This is a genomic window from Fretibacterium fastidiosum, from assembly GCF_000210715.1.
Lineage (GTDB): Bacteria > Synergistota > Synergistia > Synergistales > Aminobacteriaceae > Fretibacterium > Fretibacterium fastidiosum.
In genome coordinates this window covers 2,517,720-2,537,570 of sequence record NC_021038.1, presented here as the reverse complement: position 1 = coordinate 2,537,570, position 19,851 = coordinate 2,517,720, and the positions used below count along the sequence as shown (strand labels likewise).

The window sequence follows — 19,851 nt, the reverse complement described above, 5'->3', positions numbered from 1 at the left end:
GGGGCTGGGGGGTGTTGAGCCTGAGAAACAACCCCTCCGGTTCGCTGACGCGAACCACCTCCCCTGAAAGGGGAGGTGGTTCATATTAAACGCGAATTGGTATGACAGTTATCGACCGCTTTTTGCCCTGTTCCTGAGGGGCGGGGCTTCCCGATGCGTCAATCGGACGCCTGAGCGGCAAGCGCCTTCAGGCCATCCTCGAGGAACTGTAGGGGGCGGTAGCCAAGGATACGGGCGGCTCGTTCGATGGATGCCGAGGAGCGGCGGATGTCGCCCTTCCTTTCCGGCTCGTGGACCGGCTGGACGGTGCAGCCGGGCGCGAAGTTGGCTGCGACGAGCGACAGGAGCTCGTTCAGGGTGACGCTTTTCCCGCAGGCGACGTTGAACACGCCGCCCGCTGCGTCCGGAGCGTCGGTCAGGGCTGCCAGAAGGTTGGCCAGGACCACGTTGTAGACAGGGCAGAAGTCCCGCGTTGCCGTCCCGTCCCCATAGAGGACGGGGGATTCGCTCTTTCGGACGGCGTCGATCCAGCGCGGGATGACTGCGGCATAGGCTCCTTCGGGGTCCTGCCTTGCCCCGAAGACGTTGAAATAGCGAAGGCCGATGCAGTCAACGTGATAGAGGCGGGTCCAGAGGTTGGCGTAAAGTTCGTTTACGGCCTTGGTCAGCGCGTAAGGGGAAAGGCAGGCCCCCGTCTCCGCTTCGATCTGGGGGAGGCGTTGAGCGTCCCCGTAGACGGCGCTCGAAGAGGCGTAGACCACCCGGTGCGCGCCTCCCTTTCGCGCGGCCTCCAGGACGTTGACGAACCCCCCCGCATTGACAAGGCTGAACCGATCCGGGGCCTCTATGGAGCCTGGCACGGATGCCAGGGCCGCGTGGTGGAGGACGAAGTCGGCCCCCTCGGCCGCCTCCAGACACCGTTCGGGGTCGGTGATGCTCCCCTCGATAAAGCGAAGGCGGGCGCCGGAGTCGGGCCCGGCCGCCTCGACGGCGAGGTCGAGGTTTCGCCGTCGCCCCACGCTGAGATCGTCCAGTGCGGTGACCCTCTGTCCCATGGAGAGCAGGGCCTCCACAAGGTGCGAACCGATGAAACCGGCCGCCCCCGTGACCAGCCAGCGGTGCTCCTTCCCCTGGAGCGCGGGGAACATCGGGTGAAGCGTTCGATACTGCGACGTCGGCTTCTCGCTCAATGACGTCATCTCCTTTTCAGCTGTTGTCTTTCTCGGTCGCCGCGTCCAGCATCGCGACGTTCCACGTTCCGCTGAGGGACAGGGCGGAGTAATAGATGCGGTGCCGTCCGCTGCCCAGGGGCACCAGCGAGGATCGGTAAACCCTCTTTCCCTCAAAGTGGTAGGCGGGAGTGAAGGGCTTTCCTTCGACCTTCCATGAAAGCCCGTCGCCGCTGCCCATGAAGAGCTCCGCCTCGTAGCCGCGTTCGGCCGCCGTCGTCAGGAGGATGCGGAGGACCCCGTCGTCGTCGACCACGTCGAGGTGCCATGGGGCGTTCACGGGGAACGGCGAGCTGACCGCGGCGTGCACCGGATCGCCCCAACGGCGCCCGTCGGGGCCTGAGCGCCGAACGATGAAGCGCTCTCCGCCCTCGCAGTCCACCGTCCAGAGCGCGTACTTCCCGTTCAGGACCAGCGCGCTTGGCGAGAGAAACTTACGGTCCAGCCCCGTGGGGCGCCTTTCCTCCAGAACCGCCTCGGGCGGCGTCCAGTGGACCCCGTCCCGGGAGGTCGTCAACAGTATCCGGTTCTCCGTCTCCGAGTGGAAGACCGCCGTCCAGCGATAGTAGTACAGCAGCTCGCCGTCCTCCTTCAGGAGGAGCGAGGGGTCCGAGTGGAACTCCGCGCGGGCCCCGTTCCGCGGCTTGAGCGGGACTCGGGCCAGGGGAGGGTGCAGCCCTTCCGGGACCGTCCACTGGATGCCGTCGTAGGAGACACAGAACTCCGGGTTCTCGTGGTAGTCGGTCCCAAGGGGGTAGGGCGTCATGGCCATGAGCCACGTCCAGCCTCCGGCCCCCCAGCCCTGGGGGACGTGGAGGATGTCGGGGTGCGTGGCCTCGCCGGACCCGTCGGAGGTCGGCAGGTTCAGGAGGATGGGGGAGTGATCCGGAACGGCCCCGTTCAGGCGGGCGAAGGGGGAGCGGCAGATCCGTTGAGGGTTCCGCTCCATGACCCACAAGCGAAGCGACGGAACGCAGAGGCCTACGTGGCGCAGGCCCTTCTCCGCCTCGCGGACGAGGCCGTAGAGCAGCTGTCCCGGACTTTTTCTCTTGAGGATCAGGGCCAGCAGGACGAGTGCCGGCAGAGCGCAGAGCGCCGTCACGGTCAGCCTCATCGGATCGAGAGCTCCTCCCGCATCCTTTGGAACGCGGCGAGGGCCCGCTGCGGCGCAATGTCCGCGAGGCAGTCCCTGGGGCAGCCGTAGTTTCGGCAGCCGGCGAGGGGACAGGCGACGCGGACCTCCCGGAACCAGGGCATGCGGAAGCCCATCTCCCAGGCGTCCGTGACGCCGAAGAAGCCCAACGTCGGCGTCCCGACGAGGGCGGCCAGGTGGAGGGGGCCTGTGTCGTTGCCGACGGCGGCGGCGCAGGACTGCGCCAGGGCTGCCATGAGGGGGAAGTCGGCCCTCCCCACGAGGTTCAGCACGAGGGGGCTTGCGAGCGCTCCGACGATCTCCTGGGCCGTCTGCATCTCCCTCGTGCCGTGCCCGTTCAGGACGACGCCCCACCCCTCGCCGACGAGGGGACGAAGGAAGTCGATCCAGTGGGGGATGGGCCAGAACTTCTGGGGCTTGCTGGCGCCGATGATGCAGAAGAGGCGCCGGGAGGGCAGGGGCTTCAGCATGGCCTGCGCCTGAGCCCTGTCGCTTTCCGTCGTGAAGATGGCCGGTTCGGGGCGGCTGGTGAAGTCCACCCCCAGCGCGTCCAGGTACTCCCAGTGCGTCGTGGTGTAGGCGAACTGAAGTCCGCTGTTGTAGCCCAGCCGGATGGGGGCCTTGCTGAGGAGGGCGGTGAGCGCGGCGGCGGCGCCCCGGTGCTGGCTGACCAGCCACTGGTATCGGCCGCGTATCCGGCGGATGACGGAGAAAAAGCTCCAGGGGCGCTTGAGGTCCCAGAAGAGGAGGTCGTCGATGTACGGCTGTCTGCCGAGGAGGCCGCCGTACTCCTTCTGCGTCAGGAACGTCAGCCGCGTGCCGGGAAAGGCGCTCTTGAAGGCCCGCGCGCCGGCGGCGCACTGCAGCACGTCCCCGAAGGCGCTGAAGCGAATCCACAACACCCTGTCCCCGTCCTTCGGACGAACGATGCTCATGGCTCCTACCCCTCTCCGCTCTTTTGCAATCTGCCGTCGTCCTGCGCCGCCTCGAGGATGAGGTCGCGCCACAGAGCGGCGGACCTGGCCACGGAAAAGCGTTCGGCGGCCCGGATCAGGTCCGCGCGAGGCAGGGGATCGAGGAGCGCGTCCCGAATTGCGCGCACAAGCGCCAAAACGTCGCCCACGGGGACCAGACGTCCCCACCGACCGCCCTCCAGGATCTCCCGCGGTCCGCTTCGGCAATCCGTGGCTACGACGTTGGTTCCGCAGGCCATGGCCTCCGCCAGGACGCTGCCGAACCCCTCGCAGCGAGAGGAAAGCACCAGCGCGGAAGCCCGCGCCATCCACGCGTAGGGATTCGTCTGACGTCCTGCAAAGCACACGCAGTCCTCCAGGCCGAGCGTTGCGGTCAACGCCTCAAGCCGCCCCCGCTCAGGGCCCTCCCCAAGGAGGACGAGGCGAGGTGCGAAGCCGGCCTCCTCCCGGAGAATTTGGAAGGCCCGCAGCAGGTCGTCATAGGCCTTCAGGGCCACCAGACGACCCACGGCCAGCAGCACGGGGACCTCCCCGCCCATCCACGGGTGGTCCACCGGAGCCTTCGCCTGCTCAAGCATGGAGGGGGCCACGATGGGGTTGTAGATGACGCGGGCCTTCCCGGCGGGGACGACGCCAAGGGCCGTCAGGTCCTCCGCGACGCCCTGCGACACGCAGACGACGCAGCGTGCCTTGCGGTAGAGGGATCGGGCGCGGAGCCTCCGCCGCAGGCGGGAAAGCGCCGAGCCGTCCGCGATGCGCTGGCTGAGCGTGCTGTGCTCCGACGCGACGAGGGAGAAGGGGAAGCCCCACAGCACCTTTGCCCACGCGGCCAGCAGGTTGGTCGTGTGTCCGAGGGAGATCACGACGTCCGATTGCGCTGCCCTGAGGGCCCGGCCCAGTTTGGAGGTGGGGAGGAGCAGGGCAAGGGGTTGGCTGGTGCAGCCGAGTTCATGGACCTCGATGGTCTGTGGTAGGAGGCTGCGGAGGGCCCCGCCCCGACGGAGGACGAGGCAGAGGGGATGGACGCCCAGGTCGGAAAGCCCTCTGGCAAGGTTCACCGCGACGCGCTGAAGCCCGCCGATCTCAAGGTCGGGGCAGAGGATGAGGACTCTGGGAAACGCCGCTCGTTCCGGAGCGTCAGTTCCTTTTTGCCTTGATGCCGCCACGGTCGATGCTCGTGATCTTCAATCGGCGCGTGCCGCGGGGGATCTTGACGTGGACCTCGTCGCCGATGGCGTGTCCGAGGATCGCCTGGCCGACGGGGCTCTTCTGGGAGATGCGCTGCACCGCCGAAGTGCTTTCCTTGTTTGAGCTGGAGAGCTCCTCGGAGCCCACCAGGGTGTACGTGTAGTCCTTCTTCGAGTCGAGGTCCTGAAGCGAAACCGTCAGGCCGATGCCCACCCGATTCGTGTCCAGGTTGGCCTCATCGACGACGTTGACCTTGGAGAGCATCACCTCCAGCTCCATGATGCGCCCCTCGACCCTGCTCTGCTCGTCCTTGGCTGCCGCGTACTCCGCGTTCTCGCTGAGGTCGCCGAAGGCGCGGGCCTCCTCGAGCTGACGGGCGACCTCCAGCCGACGGACCGTCCGAAGGTTCGTCAGCTCCGCCGTCATGCTCTCAAAACCGCTCCGCGTCACCACCGATTGATTGTCGTTTTTCCTGCTCACCACTTGAAGCCTCCTGAAAGCTCTGTCTCCACGATCCGGTCCAGTGCCGCCGAAATCATTGGCTGGGGCGTATTTTAACATATTTTTCAACCCTCCGGGCGACAGGCCTTGAGCGCGCGCAGGGCCCGGCTGCTCCCGCTTCGTCCACGAAGGCAGCGAAGGGGACGTTTTGAGATCGCCGTCGCTCCGCCTTTCGCCCCATGGCGTTCGGATTGGTGGTTTGATAAAATAAACTCAACCTAGAGAGCGCGTGGGGCTTGCCCCCGCCGCTGTGGCCCTGGGGACCTCGAAGCGCTCGTGGGGCACCGGCTTTAAGACAGGACATCGAATTTTATTTTCGTAAAGGGGAGATTGCAATGTCGCAGGAGTTTACCAGGGAGCTTTCCTACTCGGTCGCGGACTCGCGCGTCGATCTGGTCAACGCGCTTTTCCGTCGCGTCTATCAATGGATGGCGATCGGACTGATCCTGACGGCCGTCACCGCCTACGGGGTTGCGTCCAACGGGACCCTGATGAGGGTGTTCTACGGCTCGCCGATGCCGCTCATCGTCGTCGCCGTCGCCACGTTGGGCCTCGTGTTTGCGCTGAGTGCGGGGATCCGGCGCATCTCAGCCGGCGCCGCGTCGGCCCTGTTCGTGATCTACAGCGTGTTGAACGGCCTGCTCTGCTCGGGGGTGCTTCTGATCTACGCTCAGGAGTCCGTGTACGCCGCCTTCTTCTCCACGGCGGGGATGTTCGCCGTCATGAGCGTCTACGGGCTTTACACCCGGCGCGACCTGACGTCGCTCGGCAGCTTTCTGTACATGGGGCTCTTCGGGCTCATCATCTCCGCCCTCGTCAACCTGTTCGTCCGGTCCACCATGGTGGAGTTCGTGAGCAGCATCATCGGCGTCATCGTCTTTTTGGGGTTGACCGCCTATGATACGCAGGCCATCCGCCGGATGGGGGACGAGATCGAGGACGGGGAGGACGGCGTTACGATCCGCAAGGTGGCCGTCCTGGGCGCCCTTTCGCTCTACCTCGACTTCATCAACATCTTCCTCTACCTTCTGCGCCTCTTTGGAAAGCGCCGCTGACGATCGCTCGATATCGTTGGCAAGAAACTGAGCTTTAGGTTAAAATAAGCAGGGAGTCCCCGTCGCGGCGAGACGGGGACTCCCTGCTTTATGGACGGCAGGGTGAGCCGAGTCCGTTCGAGGCCGCCTTTGCTGTCGCCAGCTGCCGAAGTGGACAGGGCGGGCGCCGGGGGTGCAGGTACAAAAGGCACCGCAGGTGCGGTATGGCCAAGTTGACGTCCACCCCACGACAGCTTTTAAGATGGCATGGATTGTCCCCGTCCACGCAGGACGGCATTTTAGCGGAACTCTTGAGGAGGAAACGGCATGAGTGACAGGAAACTGGAGTTTTACGGCGGGGAATGGATGGCGTTTTTACCGTTTGTGATCTTTCTTTCCCTGATCCTTTTGACGACATTTTTCTGGGGGTCCATCTCCGATGGAGCTCTCTGGGTTCCTGCATTTCTGGCGTTGATCGTCACCTTCTTTTTCTCCAGGGATAAGGCGCATTACGCGGATGTGGTTATCTCCGGCATCGCCAGCAGGGAGGCGATCACGCCGGTGGTCTGCTGGCTGTGGGCGGGCGTGTTCTCCCGGCTGTTGCGCGTCTCCGGACTTGCGGCGGCCATTGCCGGCTACGCTGCAGGGCTTGGCGTGGGGAGCACGGCGTTCCTTGTCATCACTTTCCTGGCGTCCTGCCTGTTCGCCACGGCCAGCGGCACCGGCTTTGGCACCATCGCGGCGGCCATGGGGGTCCTGTACCCGGCGGGCGTCGAGCTGGGCTGTCATCCTGCCCTCCTGGCCGGGATCATCATATCGGGCGCCGCTTTCGGCGACAACCTGGCCCCCGTCTCGGACACCACCATCTGTTCCGCCACCTCGCAGGGGGTGGATGTGCCCGGTGTCGTTCGCTCCCGGTTCAAATATTCCTTTGTCGCAGCCTGCATTACCATCGCGATAACCGTCTTTCTCTCCACGAAACTGGACACAGCGGCCTCCGCGGTCAACGCGAATTTCTCTTACGACCCCAGGGCCTTCTGGATGCTTGCGGCGGTGATTTTAACGCTTGTTATGGCCATGAGGACGGGAGACATCATCATCGCGACGACGATAGGCATTGTGGCCGCTGCGGTGGTTGGCGTGGCCTCCGGCCAGTTTGACTTTCTGCAGGTCGACGCCGTCAATCCCGCGCAAACGGCCCTGATCGCGGTTCACGGTGAGGGGCTGGACCGGACGGTGGACGGCATCTTCTACATGGGCCTGGCCAGTATGCTTCAGGTCTGTATCCTGGCGCTGCTCCTCTTTGGCTCCATCGCCATCATGCGCGCCGGCGGGGGGGACAAAAAACTCCTGAACGCTCTGGGGACGGTGGCCTCCACCGCCTGCGGCGCGGAGGTCGTGATCTCCCTGATGGTCATCATCCTGTCGGCGGTGATGGGGCTGAACGCCCCGGCGATCCTGGCGGTTGGCGCCTCCTTCGCCAAACCGCTGTCGGAGAAGTACGGCTTCACGGGATATCGGGCGGCGAACCTGCTGGATGCGCAGTCCAACACGCTCGTTTACTCCATGCCCTGGACCCCTGCCGTGATCTACACCATCAGCTTTGCGTCGGGGACGAAAGCGCCCCTGGCGGCCATTCAGGTTACGCCGTTCGTCGTCTACGGCTACGTGCTCATGTTCGTGATGTTCGCCTCGATTTTCCTTGGGATTGGCCGAAATGACGGTTCTGAGATACTGAAGAAGAGGGCGTCGCAGGGGGAGTGAGCCTTTCCCGCTGTGCGGCAGGGCGAGTGGGCCCGACCGCGACGGCAGGAATTGACCCGCGCTGCGGGTGGGGTTTCAAGTAACAGGGGAAACCATCAAGATCGTCGAGTAAAAGTATTGTTGAGTGAAAGTGAAGTTTGTTTTCGCTCGGCAGATGAGGACGCCATAAGATGAAGCTGCGAGGGGCGGACATGCCGGCGTCGGCCCCCGCTCGCAGCCGAACGGGGCGATTCGTAGTGAACGCAGGTCTGCCTGAGAGCGGCGGACGGTATCAATCATAAATAAATTTACGGACATAAATAAATTTACGGAGGCAATGCGCATTCATGGCAGAGAAAACTGCACGGTCGCGCCGGAGGCCCAGGGCGTCCGGCGTTGGGAAGGGCAAGGAGCACTTGAGCTTCATCCCCCTGGGAGGGCTCGGCGAGATTGGAAAGAACATGTACGTGGTGGAGTACGGGGACGACATGATCGTCATCGACAGCGGGCTGATGTTCCCCGACCAGGAGCTTCCTGGCATCGACTACATCGTGCCCGACATCTCCTACCTCGAGGCCAATCGCGAGAAGGTCCTGGCCGTCCTCATCACCCACGGGCACGAGGACCACACGGGAGGGCTCCCCTACGTCCTTCCGCGGCTGAACGTCCCGCTCTACGGGACCAGGCTGACGCTGGGGCTGATCAAGAACAAGCTGCAGGAGGACCTGCCCAACTTCCGGCCGAAATTCAACGAGGTCAAGGCGGGCGACGTCGTCCAGATCGGCCCCTTCAAGGTTCGCTTCATCGCCGTCGCGCACTCCATCCCGGACGGCGTGGCCCTGTCCATCGAGACGCCGCTGGGGCGCATCGTCCACACGGGGGACTTCAAGCTGGACTCCACCCCCATCGACGGGCGCATAACGGACTACGGCGCGTTCGCCGAGGAGGGAGACAAGGGAGTGCTCCTCCTGACGTCGGATTCCACGAACGCGGAGCGCACGGGCTTCACCCCCTCCGAGCGCATCATCAGCGGCACCCTGGACCAGCTCTACCGCAACTACAGGTCTCGGCGCATCATCATCTCCTCCTTCGCCAGCAACGTCCACCGCGTTCAGCAGGTCGTGGACGTCGCCATGCGCTTCAACCGCAAGATCGCGTTCCTGGGCCGCAGCATGATCCGCAACGTGGAGCTGGCCCGCGAGCTGGGGTACCTCAAGCTGGACCAGAAGATGATCGTCCCCGTCGAGGACATCGGCAGGGTCCCGGACAACCAGCTGGTCATCATGACGACGGGCAGCCAGGGGGAGCCCTTCTCCGGCCTCGTGATGATGAGCCGCGGGGAACACCGCATGGTCACCCTCGGCAGCCACGACGCCGTGTTCCTGCTGGCGTCCGTCATTCCAGGCAACGAGAAGCTGGTCAACAACACGATCAATCGCCTGTTCGCGCTGGGCTGCGAGGTGGTCTACGAGCCGGGCAGACAGATACACGTCTCCGGACACGCCTCCTCGGAGGAGCTGAAGATCGTCCTGAACCTGGTGCGCCCCGACTATTTCGTCCCGGTCCACGGGGAATACCGCCATCTGGTGCGCCACTCCCAGCTGGCTCAGGAGGTGGGGGTTCCCCCCCGGAACGTCTTCATCATGGCAAACGGCGACGTGCTCACCTTCACGAAGGGGCTCCAGCCGAAGCTGAAGGGACACGTGCCGTCGGGCGCGGTCCTGATCGATGGAAACGCGGTGGGCGGGCTGAAGAGCGACGTCGTGAGGGAGCGTCGGGACCTGGCCGAGGACGGCGTGCTGGTGGTTGCGGCAACCCTTGGCGAAAAGGGGGCGCTGGCGGCCCCCCTGGCGATCGAGACGCAGGGCGTCTTCATCTCAGACGACCACAAGCGGGTGTTCGACGAGATCCGGGCCGCCGCCGAGCGCGGCATCAGGGAGTTCGCGGGCAGTCGCTCCGTCGATCGGGAAGCCGTTGCGAAGGTCATCCGCAGCCGGGTCCGCGACGTCCTGCGGCGCCGAAACTACTCCTATGCCGTGGTCCTGCCCGTCATCTCCGTGATCGGGGAGGACCACGGGGCGGACGACACATGGATGGAGAAGGACTTTTTCTAGGGGGATGCGGCGCGCCCGGCCGGCGGACGGTTTTGCGGATTATTCCCTGGTTTGACGTTTGAGGTGATGCAGCGGTGGCTTTTAACGTGGAAACCCTTGTGCTGGGCGCCGTGCAGGGGCTCTGTGAGTTCTTGCCCATCAGCAGTTCCGGGCACCTCGCCCTGTTTCAGATATTCTTTGGCCTTGACCAGGGAGGGCTCCTGTCCTTCGACGTCCTCCTGCACTGCGCCACCATGCTGGCTGTCCTCGTCTTCTTTTGGAAGGACGTCGTCACGATCGCCGGACAATGGCTGCGGGGGCTCCTCTTCAGCGCGGAACGGGAGCGGGAGGGGTGGAGGATGGGCTGGTTCATCCTGCTGTCCTCGGCCGCGACCGCCCTGGTGGGGCTGCCGCTCAAGGGGACGGTGGAACGGGCCATGACCTCGCCCCTCGCCGTGGGCGGCGGGCTGCTCCTGACGGGGACGATCCTTGCCCTGACGCCCCTCTTCGCGGACCGGCAGGGGAGGCTTCGCGCCGCTGCGGCCATCGTCGTCGGCCTGGCTCAGGGCGCGGCCGTCCTGCCCGGAATCTCCCGCTCCGGCGCGACGATCGCAGCGGGACTTTTGATGGGGCTTGCGGTCGGCGAGGCCTTTCGGTTCTCCTTCCTGATCTCCATCCCCGCGGTCCTAGGGGCGACGCTCCTGGAGCTCCTGAAGATCCATCGCGCCGGAACGGTCGCCGCGCTTCCGGAGGGCTGGGCCTGGGCGGCCGCGGTGGCCTTTGTCCTGGGGTGGCTCTCGCTTCGCCTTCTGCGCCGCCTGGTCTTGTCCGGGCGGTGGGCGTATTTCGGGCTTTACTGCCTGTTGGTCGGATCGGCCGCCATCCTCGTGGCCCTGGACCTCTTTTAGGGGGAACCTCATGACGGAGCGACCTGTTGTCGTGCCCCTGCGCGTGAGGCTGGCTTCCAGCAGCCCCCGCCGTCGGGCCCTGTTGTCCGATTTGGGATGGGACCTCGATGTCCTGTCGCCGGACGTGGACGAGTCCCACCGTCCGGGGGAAGGGCCGGCGGAGCTCTGCGAGCGCCTCGCCCGCCTCAAGGCCGGGGCCTGCGCTGCGGACAGCGACCTCCCCGTCGTCGCGGCGGACACCGTCGTCGCCATCGACGGCCTGGCGCTGGGCAAGCCGACGGATCGCCGCGAGGCCTGCGCGATGCTGCACAGGCTTCAGGGACGGACCCACGAGGTGATGACCGGGCTCGCCGTCTCCTGGCGAGGACGGCTTCTCTCCTGCGTGGAGCGGACCTCCGTCACCTTTCGCCCCTTGAGCGAGGAGGCCGTCCGCGCCTATGCCGCCTCGGGCGAGGGCGACGACAAGGCGGGGGCCTACGCGATACAGGGGCGTGGGGCGCTTTTGGTCTCTGAGATTCGGGGAGACTACTTCAACGTCGTGGGGCTCCCCCTCTGTCGCCTTGGCCAGATGATGGAGTCCCTCGGCTTTTGTCTGAACGGGATGCTGGGATGGGACCGGCCCGGCGTTTGCGTGGAAGAACGCTCTTTCGGTTTCTGAGGGTAAAGTGGAGGTTTGAAGATGTCTCGTCGTTGTTTCTTATGGCTGACGCTCCTGTTCGCTGTGGCTTGTGCCCTCCCCGGCCTGCTGCCGCGATGGCGCGCCGAAGGCGCGAACCGGACGGTGGCGATCGTCACCGATTTTCGATCGATCCTGCCCCTGGCGCGCAGCGCGGGGCTCTCGACCTCCGAGGCCCTGAGCCGGCTCAAGGGGAAAGGGTTGAGCGGCCTCATGGTGAGCGAGCTGACGGGGGAGGACCTGGAGAACGGGATCGGCCCGGCGGTGATGCTGAGCCTGAGGCGGGGCGCGGGGGAGGGCCAGGGGACGCTGCTCTCCATCATGCCGGAGAGCCCACACGCCGAACGCCTGTCGCGGTGGCTGCGCATCCGCCTGGTGGCGTCGGCTGACGCGCTCTCTGCGGGGCCGGTGACCCTGCCGATCCCCATCAACATGATGAAAAACGTCGGCGTCGTCCCGGACGTCGAAGGGCTCGATGCGGCAAAGGAGGCTGGGCTCCCCATCTTTTATCGCCCCGCTCAGACGCTCGGCTGGCTCGTGGCAAACGCCGCGGCCGCGCTTCGGGCGACGGCGGATGCCTATCCCATCGCCGCCTTCGCCCCGGCAGGGGAGATCGTCCCCGGCTATCCCGACGTCAGCGGCCTCGCCTCCGTCTCCCATGAGCGCGACCTCCCCGTCGCCTCCGTCGAGTTCTCTCGTCAGGTCGGGGCCGGCGCGCTCGACGCCGCGGCCTTTCCCCTCCTCCTGCCCCTGCACAGCGTCACCAACGAGGAGTTGATGGCGCGCAACATCACAAGTCGGGCGCTGCGTGAGCGGCTCCTGCGCGCCGCCGTGGAAAGGAGCGTTCGCCTGCTGGTGGTGCGCCCTTCCCCCCAGAACATGGGGACCGCCACCTTCGATGACGTGGCTCAGGAGATCGCCGCGCTCGCCGACACGTTGATCTCCCATGGCTTCACCATGGGTTGGCCCCGTCCGGCGTTCGGGAGCGGATGGGGTGCCGCAGCCCCCTGGCCCGCGGTCGCCCTGGCCGCCCTCCTGCTCCTGATGTCCTGGCGCCTCGCAGCCCGCATGAACGCCTGCACGTCGGGGCCGATCGGGCTGCGCGCCGCGTCGTTCTTTGCCGCCTCGACCGCGGTCCTGGCCCTTCTGCTGTTCAAGTTCCCCGCGGCAGCCCGCCTGGCCGGGGCCTTCGCCGCCCCCCTCGTCGTGACGGAGGCCGCGCTGACCGCGCTGGACTTCCAGGGACGCCCGCCGCTGTGGCAGAGGGTCGTCGAGGCCTTCGGAGTTGCCGTCGTGGGGGGGCTGGCCCTGGCCGCCCTCTTCAGCGTCCCGTCCTACATGCTGAGGCTCAAGACCTTCTCCGGGGTGAAGCTGACGCTCCTCCTGCCGCCGCTCCTGGTGCTGGTCCACGACCTCAGGAACCGCGTCCACCCGGAGTCCCTGACGGACCTTCTCCGTCGCCCGCCGCTGTGGGGGGAGCTCCTGCTCGGCGGGGTGCTGCTGGTCGGGCTGGCCGTCATGCTGTTCCGAAGCGACAACGTTCGGTTCATCCCCGGCTTTGAGGCCCGGATGCGCGAATTTCTCGAACGTTTGCTCGTCGCGCGGCCCCGAAGCAAGGAGGTCTTCCTCGGATACCCTTGTCTCTTGCTCCTGGCCTTCCTCGTCAAGAGAGGGCTTTGGGCGCAGTATCGGGAGGTCCTGCGCATCGGGGTGGTCCTGGGCTTCTCGTCCGTCGTGAACAGCTTCTGCCATTTTCACACGCCCATCCTGTTCATCCTCCTGAGGGAGTTCAACGGGCTCTGGACCGGGCTGCTGGTCGGAGCGCTCCTCGTGGCGGTCGTTCGCTGGCTCATGCTGCCCCTTCTGAGGACGATGCGCCCGTTGGCGGAATGAGCCGCCGCTATCGCGTTGCCCTGGCCGGCTATTACGGCTTCGGCAACCTGGGGGACGAGCTCCTGTTGCGGGCCTCGCTGGAGGCGTTGGAGCGCTGCGGCGTCGGGCGCGATCGGGTCGTGGTCCTGTCCAGCGTCCCGGCTGAGACGTCCTGCATCCTGGGCGCGGACTCCGTGGACCGCTGGAACCTTTCCGCCGTGCGAGGGGTCCTGCGGTCCAGCGATACGCTGCTTTTGGGCGGCGGAGGGCTCTTTCAGGACAGCACGAGCCTGCTCTCGTGCCTCTGGTATTGGGGGCTGGTCCGTCTGGCGTGCCTGTGTGGGGCGCGCCCCTGGGCCCTGGGGCAGTCGATCGGCCCCCTGAGGCGACACGCGGCGCGATGGCTGACCCGGACGGCGCTCGCCTCCTGCACGGTGCTTCAACTTCGGGACGGCCCCTCCATGGAGTGGGCACGGCGCCTGGGGGTTCGGGCGACGCCGGGAGCGGACCTGTCTCTGGCGCTTGAGATGCCAAAAAACGCGGCCCCTGCGGGGAGGGAGAGGCTCCTCGTGAACCTGAGGCCCGTCGCGGGGCCTCAGCGGTTCGTCGAACTTGCCGCGTCGTGCGTCGATGCCTTTGACGGCGAGCGGGTGGGCGTTGCCATGTCGCCGGAGGACTATGAGCTCCTGGAGGGGGCGAGGCGGATGGGGCGGCTGCGGATCGAGCGCACGGTCCTCGCGGAGAGCGCGTCGGACGTCGCGCCCCTCTGGAGCGCGGCGACGGGCGCCGTCGGGATGCGGCTGCACTTCGCCGTCCTGTCGGCGATCTACGGGACGCCGCTGGCCCTCCTCTCCTACGACCCCAAGACGGCGGCCTTTGCGGAATGGGTGGGGCTCTCCGGGGTGGGGAACCCTGCGGAAGGGGCCGTGAAGCTGGTCCGCCCCCGCCTCCCGATCGCCCCTGAGAAGGTTCGCGAGGACGTGGATGCCCTTTGTCGGGCGGCGCTTTCGGAGGCATGATGGTGCCTCCGCCTTCCCCAATCTTCAAATTCAAATTTTCAAGCCGGATGGGCCGGAACGCGCATCCGTGCTTTTCATTAGGAGCCTCCTGCGTTATACTTAAGGAACGTTGATGAAATCGTTTTGCCCGTCCTCGCAGGGGGAACCGGTCAACCGCACCGCGATTCAGTGAGGCATTGCATTTTAGCGGACCGCCCTCGAATCGAATGGGGGCAACGGGCGGTCACCGCCTTGCGAGCCCCACATAATTTTTGCAATAATAGATGAAATGACTCGTGCGCATGGAAGCTAAAGCGGCGTGCAACTCGTTCTCTGGCGGTGATTGTATTGGACAAACGTCGTATTGATGAGCTGGGCATCAGTTATGTTGAGAAGTTCTCCCTTTACGAGGAGTACGCCTCACGCATACGCAATCTGGTTCAGGACCTTATCGAGGGAGAGGGGGTGGAGTTTCAGGCGATCGAAGGATGGGCGCAGAAGCCGGACGAGCTGCTCAGAGCCCTGAACGCGCTGGACGAGGACAGCCTCTCAGGGGTGGACCTGGTGACGGTGCGGGTGCTTTTGCGCTTCCCGGAGGACGTTCAGCAGATCGAGGAGGTCGTCCGTTCGGAGTTTGACGTCGACATGGGGCGCTCCATCCCCTCAAGCGGGTTGGAGGACCCCTTCCGCTTCGGCTATCCTGCGGTGGTCTACACGCTCTCGCTCTCGGAGACGCGCTCCACGCTCCGCGAGTGGGCGAAGTACAGGAACCTGAGCTTCCGGCTTGAGTTGAGGACGATGCTCCAGGACGCCTGGGCCGCCATTGCGCCCAGGGTGGACCTGAACGTCAGCACGGTCTCCGAGAAGAAGCTGAAGCGCAAGCTGGTGCGCCTGGCGGCGCTCTTGGAGGAGGCCGACGAGGGGTTCCTGGCCCTTCGCGCGCAGGTCGGCGACGAGGCGCTCCTCGTGCCGTCCGCGCCGCAGGGCCGGCGGCGGCCCCAGGAGCCGCTTGTCGCCGAGCGCACCTTTACCGATGATGAGCTGTACCACTACTTCAAGGAGGATCCCAGCCTGCTGGGTACCTGGAACGCCATCGCGCTCAAGGCGGGGTTCCCGCCCTTCGTTCCGGATTCGGACTACCTGAAGGAGAGTTTCGGCTGCCTCTGTCGGATCTTCCGCGCTGCGGGGATCGACACGATCTCCGACGTTCGGGAGTTCCTGGGGGAGATGGAGGAGGACGACCGGGGGCTGAGGCAGCTTCAGGGCGTGCGCATGGACGTCCGGCGCAGGGACGTCTCGTGGCGCATGGACCCCTTCTCCGCTCTTTTCCTGCTGGTCCTGAACTCCAAGTGGGACGTCCTGAAGGACAAGGACCTCGTGAAGCTGGGGATCAAGCGCGGCAACGATCGCATTTTGGGCATCGACTGAGCCTGCCTGCCGCGCAGGCCGCTTTTGCGGAGGGGGGAATGGGATTTGCAGGTTGTGCTGCTTTGGATGCTCATCTCGTATTTGATCGGCTCTCTGCCCACGGGCTATCTCGTCGTGCGCCTCACCCGCGGAATCGACATTCGGACGGTGGGGTCGGGCTCCATCGGGGCGACGAACGTTCGCCGCGCCCTGGGGCAGGGATGGGCGGTCTTCGTCACGATCGTGGACATGTCCAAGGGGGCGCTGGCGCTCCTGCTGGCTGCGCACGCCGGAACGACCTCCCACGAGCTCGTCGCGCTCTCCGCCTTCGCGGCGGTGGTCGGACACAACTACCCGATATGGCTCAAGTTCCGCGGAGGAAAGGGCGTCGCGACCACCTACGGCACCATGTTCTTCGTCTGGCCCTACAACTCCTTCGCCATCGTCCTGATGTGCGGCGCGATATGGTACGGCGTCATGTCCTGCACCCGCTACGTCTCCCTGGCCTCCATGCTGTCCCTCCTGATGCTGCCCGTCTTCTTCTGGATGCTGGGGGCCCCGTGGCAGTTTCAGCTCCTGGCCCTGGCTCTGGCGCTCCTCTCGATCTTCCGTCACCGCTCCAACATCTCCCGCCTGCTGCAGGGGAAGGAAAACCGCGTTTGACGGGGGCGACGACCTTTGACGCAAAACGCTGTTCCGACCGACCCTGACGAGGCCGTTCTGACCGCGCCTGCCGTGCGGCAGCCATGGAAACGGTGAGGTGCTTTCTCGACCCCGTGCGGGGAGATCGGGGAAGTGCCGTTCGTTTCACGGCGGACCTGAGCGGCGGGCCGGGGGGAAGCTTCTCCGGAACGCTGCACCGCGCCCCCCGCAGGAGGACGGTCCGCCTGATCGTGGACGAGCGTGGCCTCACCGTCCTCGTCCCGCGTCTCTTCCGGCCGGAGAGGGACCTGGAGGGCCTTTTGGAGCGAAACCTGGATTGGATCCTTCGAGGGTTGAGCCGGCTCCTCCCGCGCCCTCGCGACGCGGGGCGGGGCCCCGTCGCTCTGCCGGGGGTGGTGCGCCTCCCGGCCCTCTCCGAGGAGTGGCGGGTTGAGGTCGTGGAGGCCGGGTGTGCGTCGGCCTCCGAGGGGGTTATCCCCCTGGCTTCGGGCCTCGGCCGGACGGAGGCGCTACGGGCCCTGAGGGAGTGGGTGCGCCTTCGTGCAAGGCAAACGCTGCCGCCCATGCTGCTGGAGTTGGCGGCGGAGCAGGGGCTGGTCGTGGCCCGCGTCCTCGTGAAGGAGATGCGCAGCCGCTGGGGCAGCTGCTCGGTGCGCCACAACGTCAACCTGAACTCCAGGCTCCTCTTTTTGTCGCCCGACCTCGTGAGGCACGTCATGCTGCACGAGTTGTGCCACATGGCGGAGATGAATCACAGCCCGGCCTTCTACGCCCGGCTCCGGTCCATGGACCCGGAGACGGACCGACACCGGCAGGAACTGCGCTCCGCGTGGAGCCGACTGCCCCCCTGGGCCTCCGAACCGCTGTAGTCGCTATTCCTTGAGAGAAGAGAAGCGCACGGACTCCCGCCTGAGCCCGTGCGCTTCTCTCTCGCATTTTTCAGGACAGGTTTAATTCGTCACATGGGGTCACGCGACGGCGTTCCTCTCCTGAGCCTTTCGCTTCATGGCGCCGGCCTCTATCATCTTCGTGCGGTTGGCGTTCTGGAGCGCCACCTGCGCCATGAGCTCCCGGCTGTTCTCCCGCTGCTCCTGATTCCTTCGCTTAATGGCCTCCTGTCGCATACGGATTCGCCTCAGCTTCTGGGATTTTTCCACCATGTCGGTGTGTCGGTCCCACGCCCGAAACGTGGCCTCCGAGGTCCTTGCCCTGGCCTCCTCAACCTGCTTCAGCGCGTCCTCGACGCTGGCGAACCCCTTGGTCTCGACGACCTCCCCCGCGCCGGACGGAGTACGCGTCGAACCCTGGAAGCCGCTCATCTCACGGTCCACCCTCAGCATCGTTTCCTCACCTCCTCGACGGCAGATCGCCTTTTGCGCCTATTATAGCATCGGATGCGAATCGACGTGACGGAAGTGCGCGAGAAGAACGAGAGAACGGGGCTTGCGTCGGGTGCGATTTCCGCGATTCCCTGTATAATGAATAAGAGCGACATCTCTGGTGCCGTAGGCGCCCCTTTTGAACGCGAGGGCGGCGCACGATGATGGAGAGTGATCTTGTATGCGACGGTCGTTTAGAAAAAGCGCTGCGCTCGTTGCGGCGTCGGTGTGCCTCGTGTTTTTCGGCGCGTCGTCCTCCGGGGCGTCCTTCGTCTACCCTGGCCCCTGTCCTGCGTCCCCCGTCGGGGTTGCGGTGTGGCCTTTTTCTCAGGGCGGAGCGGTGATCGCAGCGTATCAACAGCCCTACGCCATGAATTTCGAGGTTTGGAAGCCCATGGGGTTGCCGGCCGGGTGGTACGCTACCTTTGACGGCTTCCCCGTCGCGCAGGCGGCCCAGAACCGCTGGGTGTACGGCCAGCTTGGGCCGGACGGGGCGCTCGTCCCGACCTGTATCCTGGTGGGGTCCGTCGTCCCCGGGCAGGTCCCCGGTCTGACCCGCATCGCGGCGACGGGGCTGTGCGGCCGATACGTCAACGATCCCGAATTTTGCAAGATCATGAACTACCGCTGTGACCGCATGGGGATCATCGGGGACCCCATGGCGCGGACCGTGGTCGCCTGGCGTTCGGGGAGCGAGGGCGCCTGGGTGTGGCTTGGGGATCGCTGGAAGAAGATCACGCCGCAGGCGGGGGAGTACACCTGGCAGGCGCTGAAGCGCCGGCGCCAGTGGATCGGCGGGGAACTCCGCAGGAACTGCATCGGTTGGCTTTGCCCGGAGACCTGTGACCTTGCGGACCTGGCGCGTCAGTGGGGGCTTTTGTGGGGCGGCGAGGTCCGGTTTGACGCTCTGGGCGGTTATCGCGGCGGCAACGGCGCGGAGAACGGCAACCGCAGGAGCCTCCCCGCAACCAGGGCCCCGGAGACGCCGGAGAAGAAGCCCGACAACGGCGGCCACTGGGATGTCGAGTAGGGCAGAGCGAGAGGGGCGGACGCCTGCCTTTCAAGGAGAGTGATTTTTGCATGGGCGAAGATGAAGTGGACGTCGAGGCCCTTCTGGACAGGGCCTATGAGTCCGAGGACGCGGAGGAAGTGGAGGCGTTGGTGACGCGGGCCCTGGAGATCGAGCCCGACAATCCGGAGGCGCTCTTGCTGCGCGCCGACCTGACGGAGGACGACGAGGAGCGCCTGTCGATCCTTCAGGGGGCGCTCGAGGCCGTGGAGACGGTGCTGAAGGAGGAGGGGGTCGGTGAGGAGGCCTACGAGGACAACCCCCTGGGGACCGTGTCCCTGGCGTTGATGCAGCGCATGGCGTTCACGCTCTATGGCGTCGGGGACGACGAGCGGGCCATGGAGCTGATCGAACGCCTCCTGCGCCACGACCTGGACGACAACGGCGCGGTCAAGAGCCTCTACTACAGAATACTGATCGAGCAGAATGCCTGGCAGCTCATCCTCAGCAAGACGATGCAGGACGAGGAACACCAGTTGGGCTGGGCCTATTCCAGGCTCTGTGCGGCCTTCATGCTGGGGCCGAAGGGAGCGGAGCGGGGGACGGCGGCGCGCATGTTCTGGGAGGCGCTGACCATGTCCCCGAACGTCCCCTTCTACATGCTGGGGTACTTTGCGGAGCCCGTGGACGACTCCGAGGCGGAGGAGGAGGACTTCAACTTCGCCTCGCTCTACGCGGACGTGTGGTCCACGTCGCGGGACCTCCTCAACTGGTTCTCCCGCGGGGTGATCCTGTTTGGTTTGCTCTCCGGCCGTTTTGGAGAGGAGAGCGGTGATATGCTTGAGATCCTGACCTCCCTTGGCGGACGGCAGGAATACGAGGCCATGGGCAAGCTCCCGATGGAGGGCGACGACGTGGCCGTCATCGAGGCGTTGGCGGCACACCACTGTCTGGCAGGACAGTGAGGGGCGGCGCGTGAAGCCACGCGCCCGAAATCCTTAAGAGAAACGGAGTGACTGATTCA

At 65.6% G+C, this 19,851-nt stretch carries 18 protein-coding genes; 12 read left to right on the top strand and 6 right to left on the bottom strand.

Annotation, left to right across the window (positions count from 1 at the left end; genetic code table 11):
* Window positions 1-158: 158 nt before the first annotated feature.
* The 5 genes from SY1_RS11465 to greA are packed head-to-tail and all read right to left on the bottom strand — an operon-like array spanning window position 159 to window position 5,024.
* Window positions 159-1,190, bottom strand: a complete 1,032-nt coding sequence (locus SY1_RS11465; RefSeq protein WP_208873845.1) for an NAD-dependent epimerase/dehydratase family protein — start codon at window positions 1,188-1,190, stop codon at window positions 159-161.
* Between the two features lie 16 nt (window positions 1,191-1,206).
* The gene (locus SY1_RS11460) at window positions 1,207-2,343 is read right to left on the bottom strand and encodes a hypothetical protein (protein WP_015557117.1); all 1,137 of its coding nucleotides are present in this window, start codon (window positions 2,341-2,343) and stop codon (window positions 1,207-1,209) included.
* Window positions 2,340-3,317, bottom strand: a complete 978-nt coding sequence (locus SY1_RS11455) for a glycosyltransferase family 9 protein (protein ID WP_015557116.1) — start codon at window positions 3,315-3,317, stop codon at window positions 2,340-2,342. Before SY1_RS11455 ends, SY1_RS11460 begins: the two co-directional genes overlap by 4 nt.
* A 5-nt stretch (window positions 3,318-3,322) precedes the next feature.
* Window positions 3,323-4,522 (bottom strand): glycosyltransferase, encoded by a 1,200-nt coding sequence (locus tag SY1_RS11450; protein WP_208873844.1) that lies wholly within the window; start codon window positions 4,520-4,522, stop codon window positions 3,323-3,325.
* Window positions 4,494-5,024 (bottom strand): transcription elongation factor GreA, encoded by a 531-nt coding sequence (gene greA / locus SY1_RS11445; protein WP_243440685.1) that lies wholly within the window; start codon window positions 5,022-5,024, stop codon window positions 4,494-4,496. The genes SY1_RS11450 and greA overlap by 29 nt, the downstream gene beginning before the upstream one ends.
* Window positions 5,025-5,380: 356 nt before the next feature.
* Between greA and SY1_RS11440 the strand changes: the two genes are divergently transcribed.
* The 10 genes from SY1_RS11440 (at window position 5,381) to SY1_RS11395 (ending at window position 17,308) form a co-directional block, all read left to right on the top strand.
* Window positions 5,381-6,100 (top strand): Bax inhibitor-1/YccA family protein, encoded by a 720-nt coding sequence (locus tag SY1_RS11440; protein ID WP_015557115.1) that lies wholly within the window; start codon window positions 5,381-5,383, stop codon window positions 6,098-6,100.
* A 306-nt stretch (window positions 6,101-6,406) separates the two neighbouring features.
* Entirely contained in the window at window positions 6,407-7,843 is a 1,437-nt protein-coding gene (locus tag SY1_RS11435) for a Na+/H+ antiporter NhaC family protein (protein ID WP_015557114.1), read from the top strand.
* A gap of 326 nt (window positions 7,844-8,169) precedes the next feature.
* Window positions 8,170-9,936, top strand: coding sequence for a ribonuclease J (locus SY1_RS11430; protein WP_208873842.1), 1,767 nt, complete (start codon window positions 8,170-8,172; stop codon window positions 9,934-9,936).
* Window positions 9,937-10,022: 86 nt separating this feature from the next.
* The gene (locus SY1_RS11425; protein ID WP_243440684.1) at window positions 10,023-10,823 is read left to right on the top strand and encodes an undecaprenyl-diphosphate phosphatase; all 801 of its coding nucleotides are present in this window, start codon (window positions 10,023-10,025) and stop codon (window positions 10,821-10,823) included.
* Between the two features lie 10 nt (window positions 10,824-10,833).
* Complete coding sequence (locus SY1_RS11420; protein WP_015557113.1) at window positions 10,834-11,481, top strand: Maf family protein; 648 nt, start codon at window positions 10,834-10,836, stop codon at window positions 11,479-11,481.
* 21 nt (window positions 11,482-11,502) lie between these two features.
* Window positions 11,503-13,392: a DUF5693 family protein gene (locus SY1_RS11415; RefSeq protein WP_015557112.1), complete on the top strand. Its 1,890-nt coding sequence runs from the start codon at window positions 11,503-11,505 to the stop codon at window positions 13,390-13,392.
* Window positions 13,389-14,390: a polysaccharide pyruvyl transferase CsaB gene (gene csaB, locus SY1_RS11410; RefSeq protein ID WP_015557111.1), complete on the top strand. Its 1,002-nt coding sequence runs from the start codon at window positions 13,389-13,391 to the stop codon at window positions 14,388-14,390. Before SY1_RS11415 ends, csaB begins: the two co-directional genes overlap by 4 nt.
* Window positions 14,391-14,717: 327 nt before the next feature.
* Window positions 14,718-15,797 (top strand): RelA/SpoT domain-containing protein, encoded by a 1,080-nt coding sequence (locus SY1_RS11405; protein WP_208873840.1) that lies wholly within the window; start codon window positions 14,718-14,720, stop codon window positions 15,795-15,797.
* A 54-nt stretch (window positions 15,798-15,851) separates the two neighbouring features.
* Entirely contained in the window at window positions 15,852-16,439 is a 588-nt protein-coding gene (gene plsY / locus SY1_RS11400; protein WP_341524235.1) for a glycerol-3-phosphate 1-O-acyltransferase PlsY, read from the top strand.
* An 83-nt stretch (window positions 16,440-16,522) separates the two neighbouring features.
* Window positions 16,523-17,308: a M48 family metallopeptidase gene (locus SY1_RS11395; protein WP_015557110.1), complete on the top strand. Its 786-nt coding sequence runs from the start codon at window positions 16,523-16,525 to the stop codon at window positions 17,306-17,308.
* Window positions 17,309-17,407: 99 nt separating this feature from the next.
* Here the strand turns inward: SY1_RS11395 and SY1_RS11390 are convergent, their stop codons facing one another.
* Window positions 17,408-17,779 carry a hypothetical protein gene (locus SY1_RS11390; RefSeq protein WP_015557109.1) on the bottom strand — a complete coding sequence of 124 codons (372 nt, stop codon included), beginning with the start codon at window positions 17,777-17,779 and terminating at the stop codon, window positions 17,408-17,410.
* A gap of 220 nt (window positions 17,780-17,999) precedes the next feature.
* Here SY1_RS11390 and SY1_RS11385 point away from each other — a divergent pair, with 220 nt between their 5' ends.
* Window positions 18,000-18,848, top strand: a complete 849-nt coding sequence (locus SY1_RS11385; protein WP_015557108.1) for a hypothetical protein — start codon at window positions 18,000-18,002, stop codon at window positions 18,846-18,848.
* Window positions 18,849-18,898: 50 nt separating this feature from the next.
* Window positions 18,899-19,792 carry a tetratricopeptide repeat protein gene (locus SY1_RS11380; RefSeq protein WP_015557107.1) on the top strand — a complete coding sequence of 298 codons (894 nt, stop codon included), beginning with the start codon at window positions 18,899-18,901 and terminating at the stop codon, window positions 19,790-19,792.
* The last annotated feature ends 59 nt before the right edge of the window (window positions 19,793-19,851 follow it).

What these genes read in the sequence shown, in the direction of transcription:
- SY1_RS11385 (WP_015557108.1), top strand. Translation starts at nt 18,000, where the DNA reads ATGCGACGGTCGTTTAGAAAAAGCGCTGCGCTCGTTGCGGCGTCGGTG.
- SY1_RS11430 (WP_208873842.1), top strand. Translation starts at nt 8,170, where the DNA reads ATGGCAGAGAAAACTGCACGGTCGCGCCGGAGGCCCAGGGCGTCCGGC.
- SY1_RS11380 (WP_015557107.1), top strand. Translation starts at nt 18,899, where the DNA reads ATGGGCGAAGATGAAGTGGACGTCGAGGCCCTTCTGGACAGGGCCTAT.
- SY1_RS11420 (WP_015557113.1), top strand. Translation starts at nt 10,834, where the DNA reads ATGACGGAGCGACCTGTTGTCGTGCCCCTGCGCGTGAGGCTGGCTTCC.
- SY1_RS11415 (WP_015557112.1), top strand. Translation starts at nt 11,503, where the DNA reads ATGTCTCGTCGTTGTTTCTTATGGCTGACGCTCCTGTTCGCTGTGGCT.
- SY1_RS11395 (WP_015557110.1), top strand. Translation starts at nt 16,523, where the DNA reads ATGGAAACGGTGAGGTGCTTTCTCGACCCCGTGCGGGGAGATCGGGGA.
- SY1_RS11435 (WP_015557114.1), top strand. Translation starts at nt 6,407, where the DNA reads ATGAGTGACAGGAAACTGGAGTTTTACGGCGGGGAATGGATGGCGTTT.
- SY1_RS11390 (WP_015557109.1), bottom strand. Translation starts at nt 17,779, where the DNA reads ATGCTGAGGGTGGACCGTGAGATGAGCGGCTTCCAGGGTTCGACGCGT.
- SY1_RS11440 (WP_015557115.1), top strand. Translation starts at nt 5,381, where the DNA reads ATGTCGCAGGAGTTTACCAGGGAGCTTTCCTACTCGGTCGCGGACTCG.
- csaB (WP_015557111.1), top strand. Translation starts at nt 13,389, where the DNA reads ATGAGCCGCCGCTATCGCGTTGCCCTGGCCGGCTATTACGGCTTCGGC.
- SY1_RS11460 (WP_015557117.1), bottom strand. Translation starts at nt 2,343, where the DNA reads ATGAGGCTGACCGTGACGGCGCTCTGCGCTCTGCCGGCACTCGTCCTG.
- SY1_RS11455 (WP_015557116.1), bottom strand. Translation starts at nt 3,317, where the DNA reads ATGAGCATCGTTCGTCCGAAGGACGGGGACAGGGTGTTGTGGATTCGC.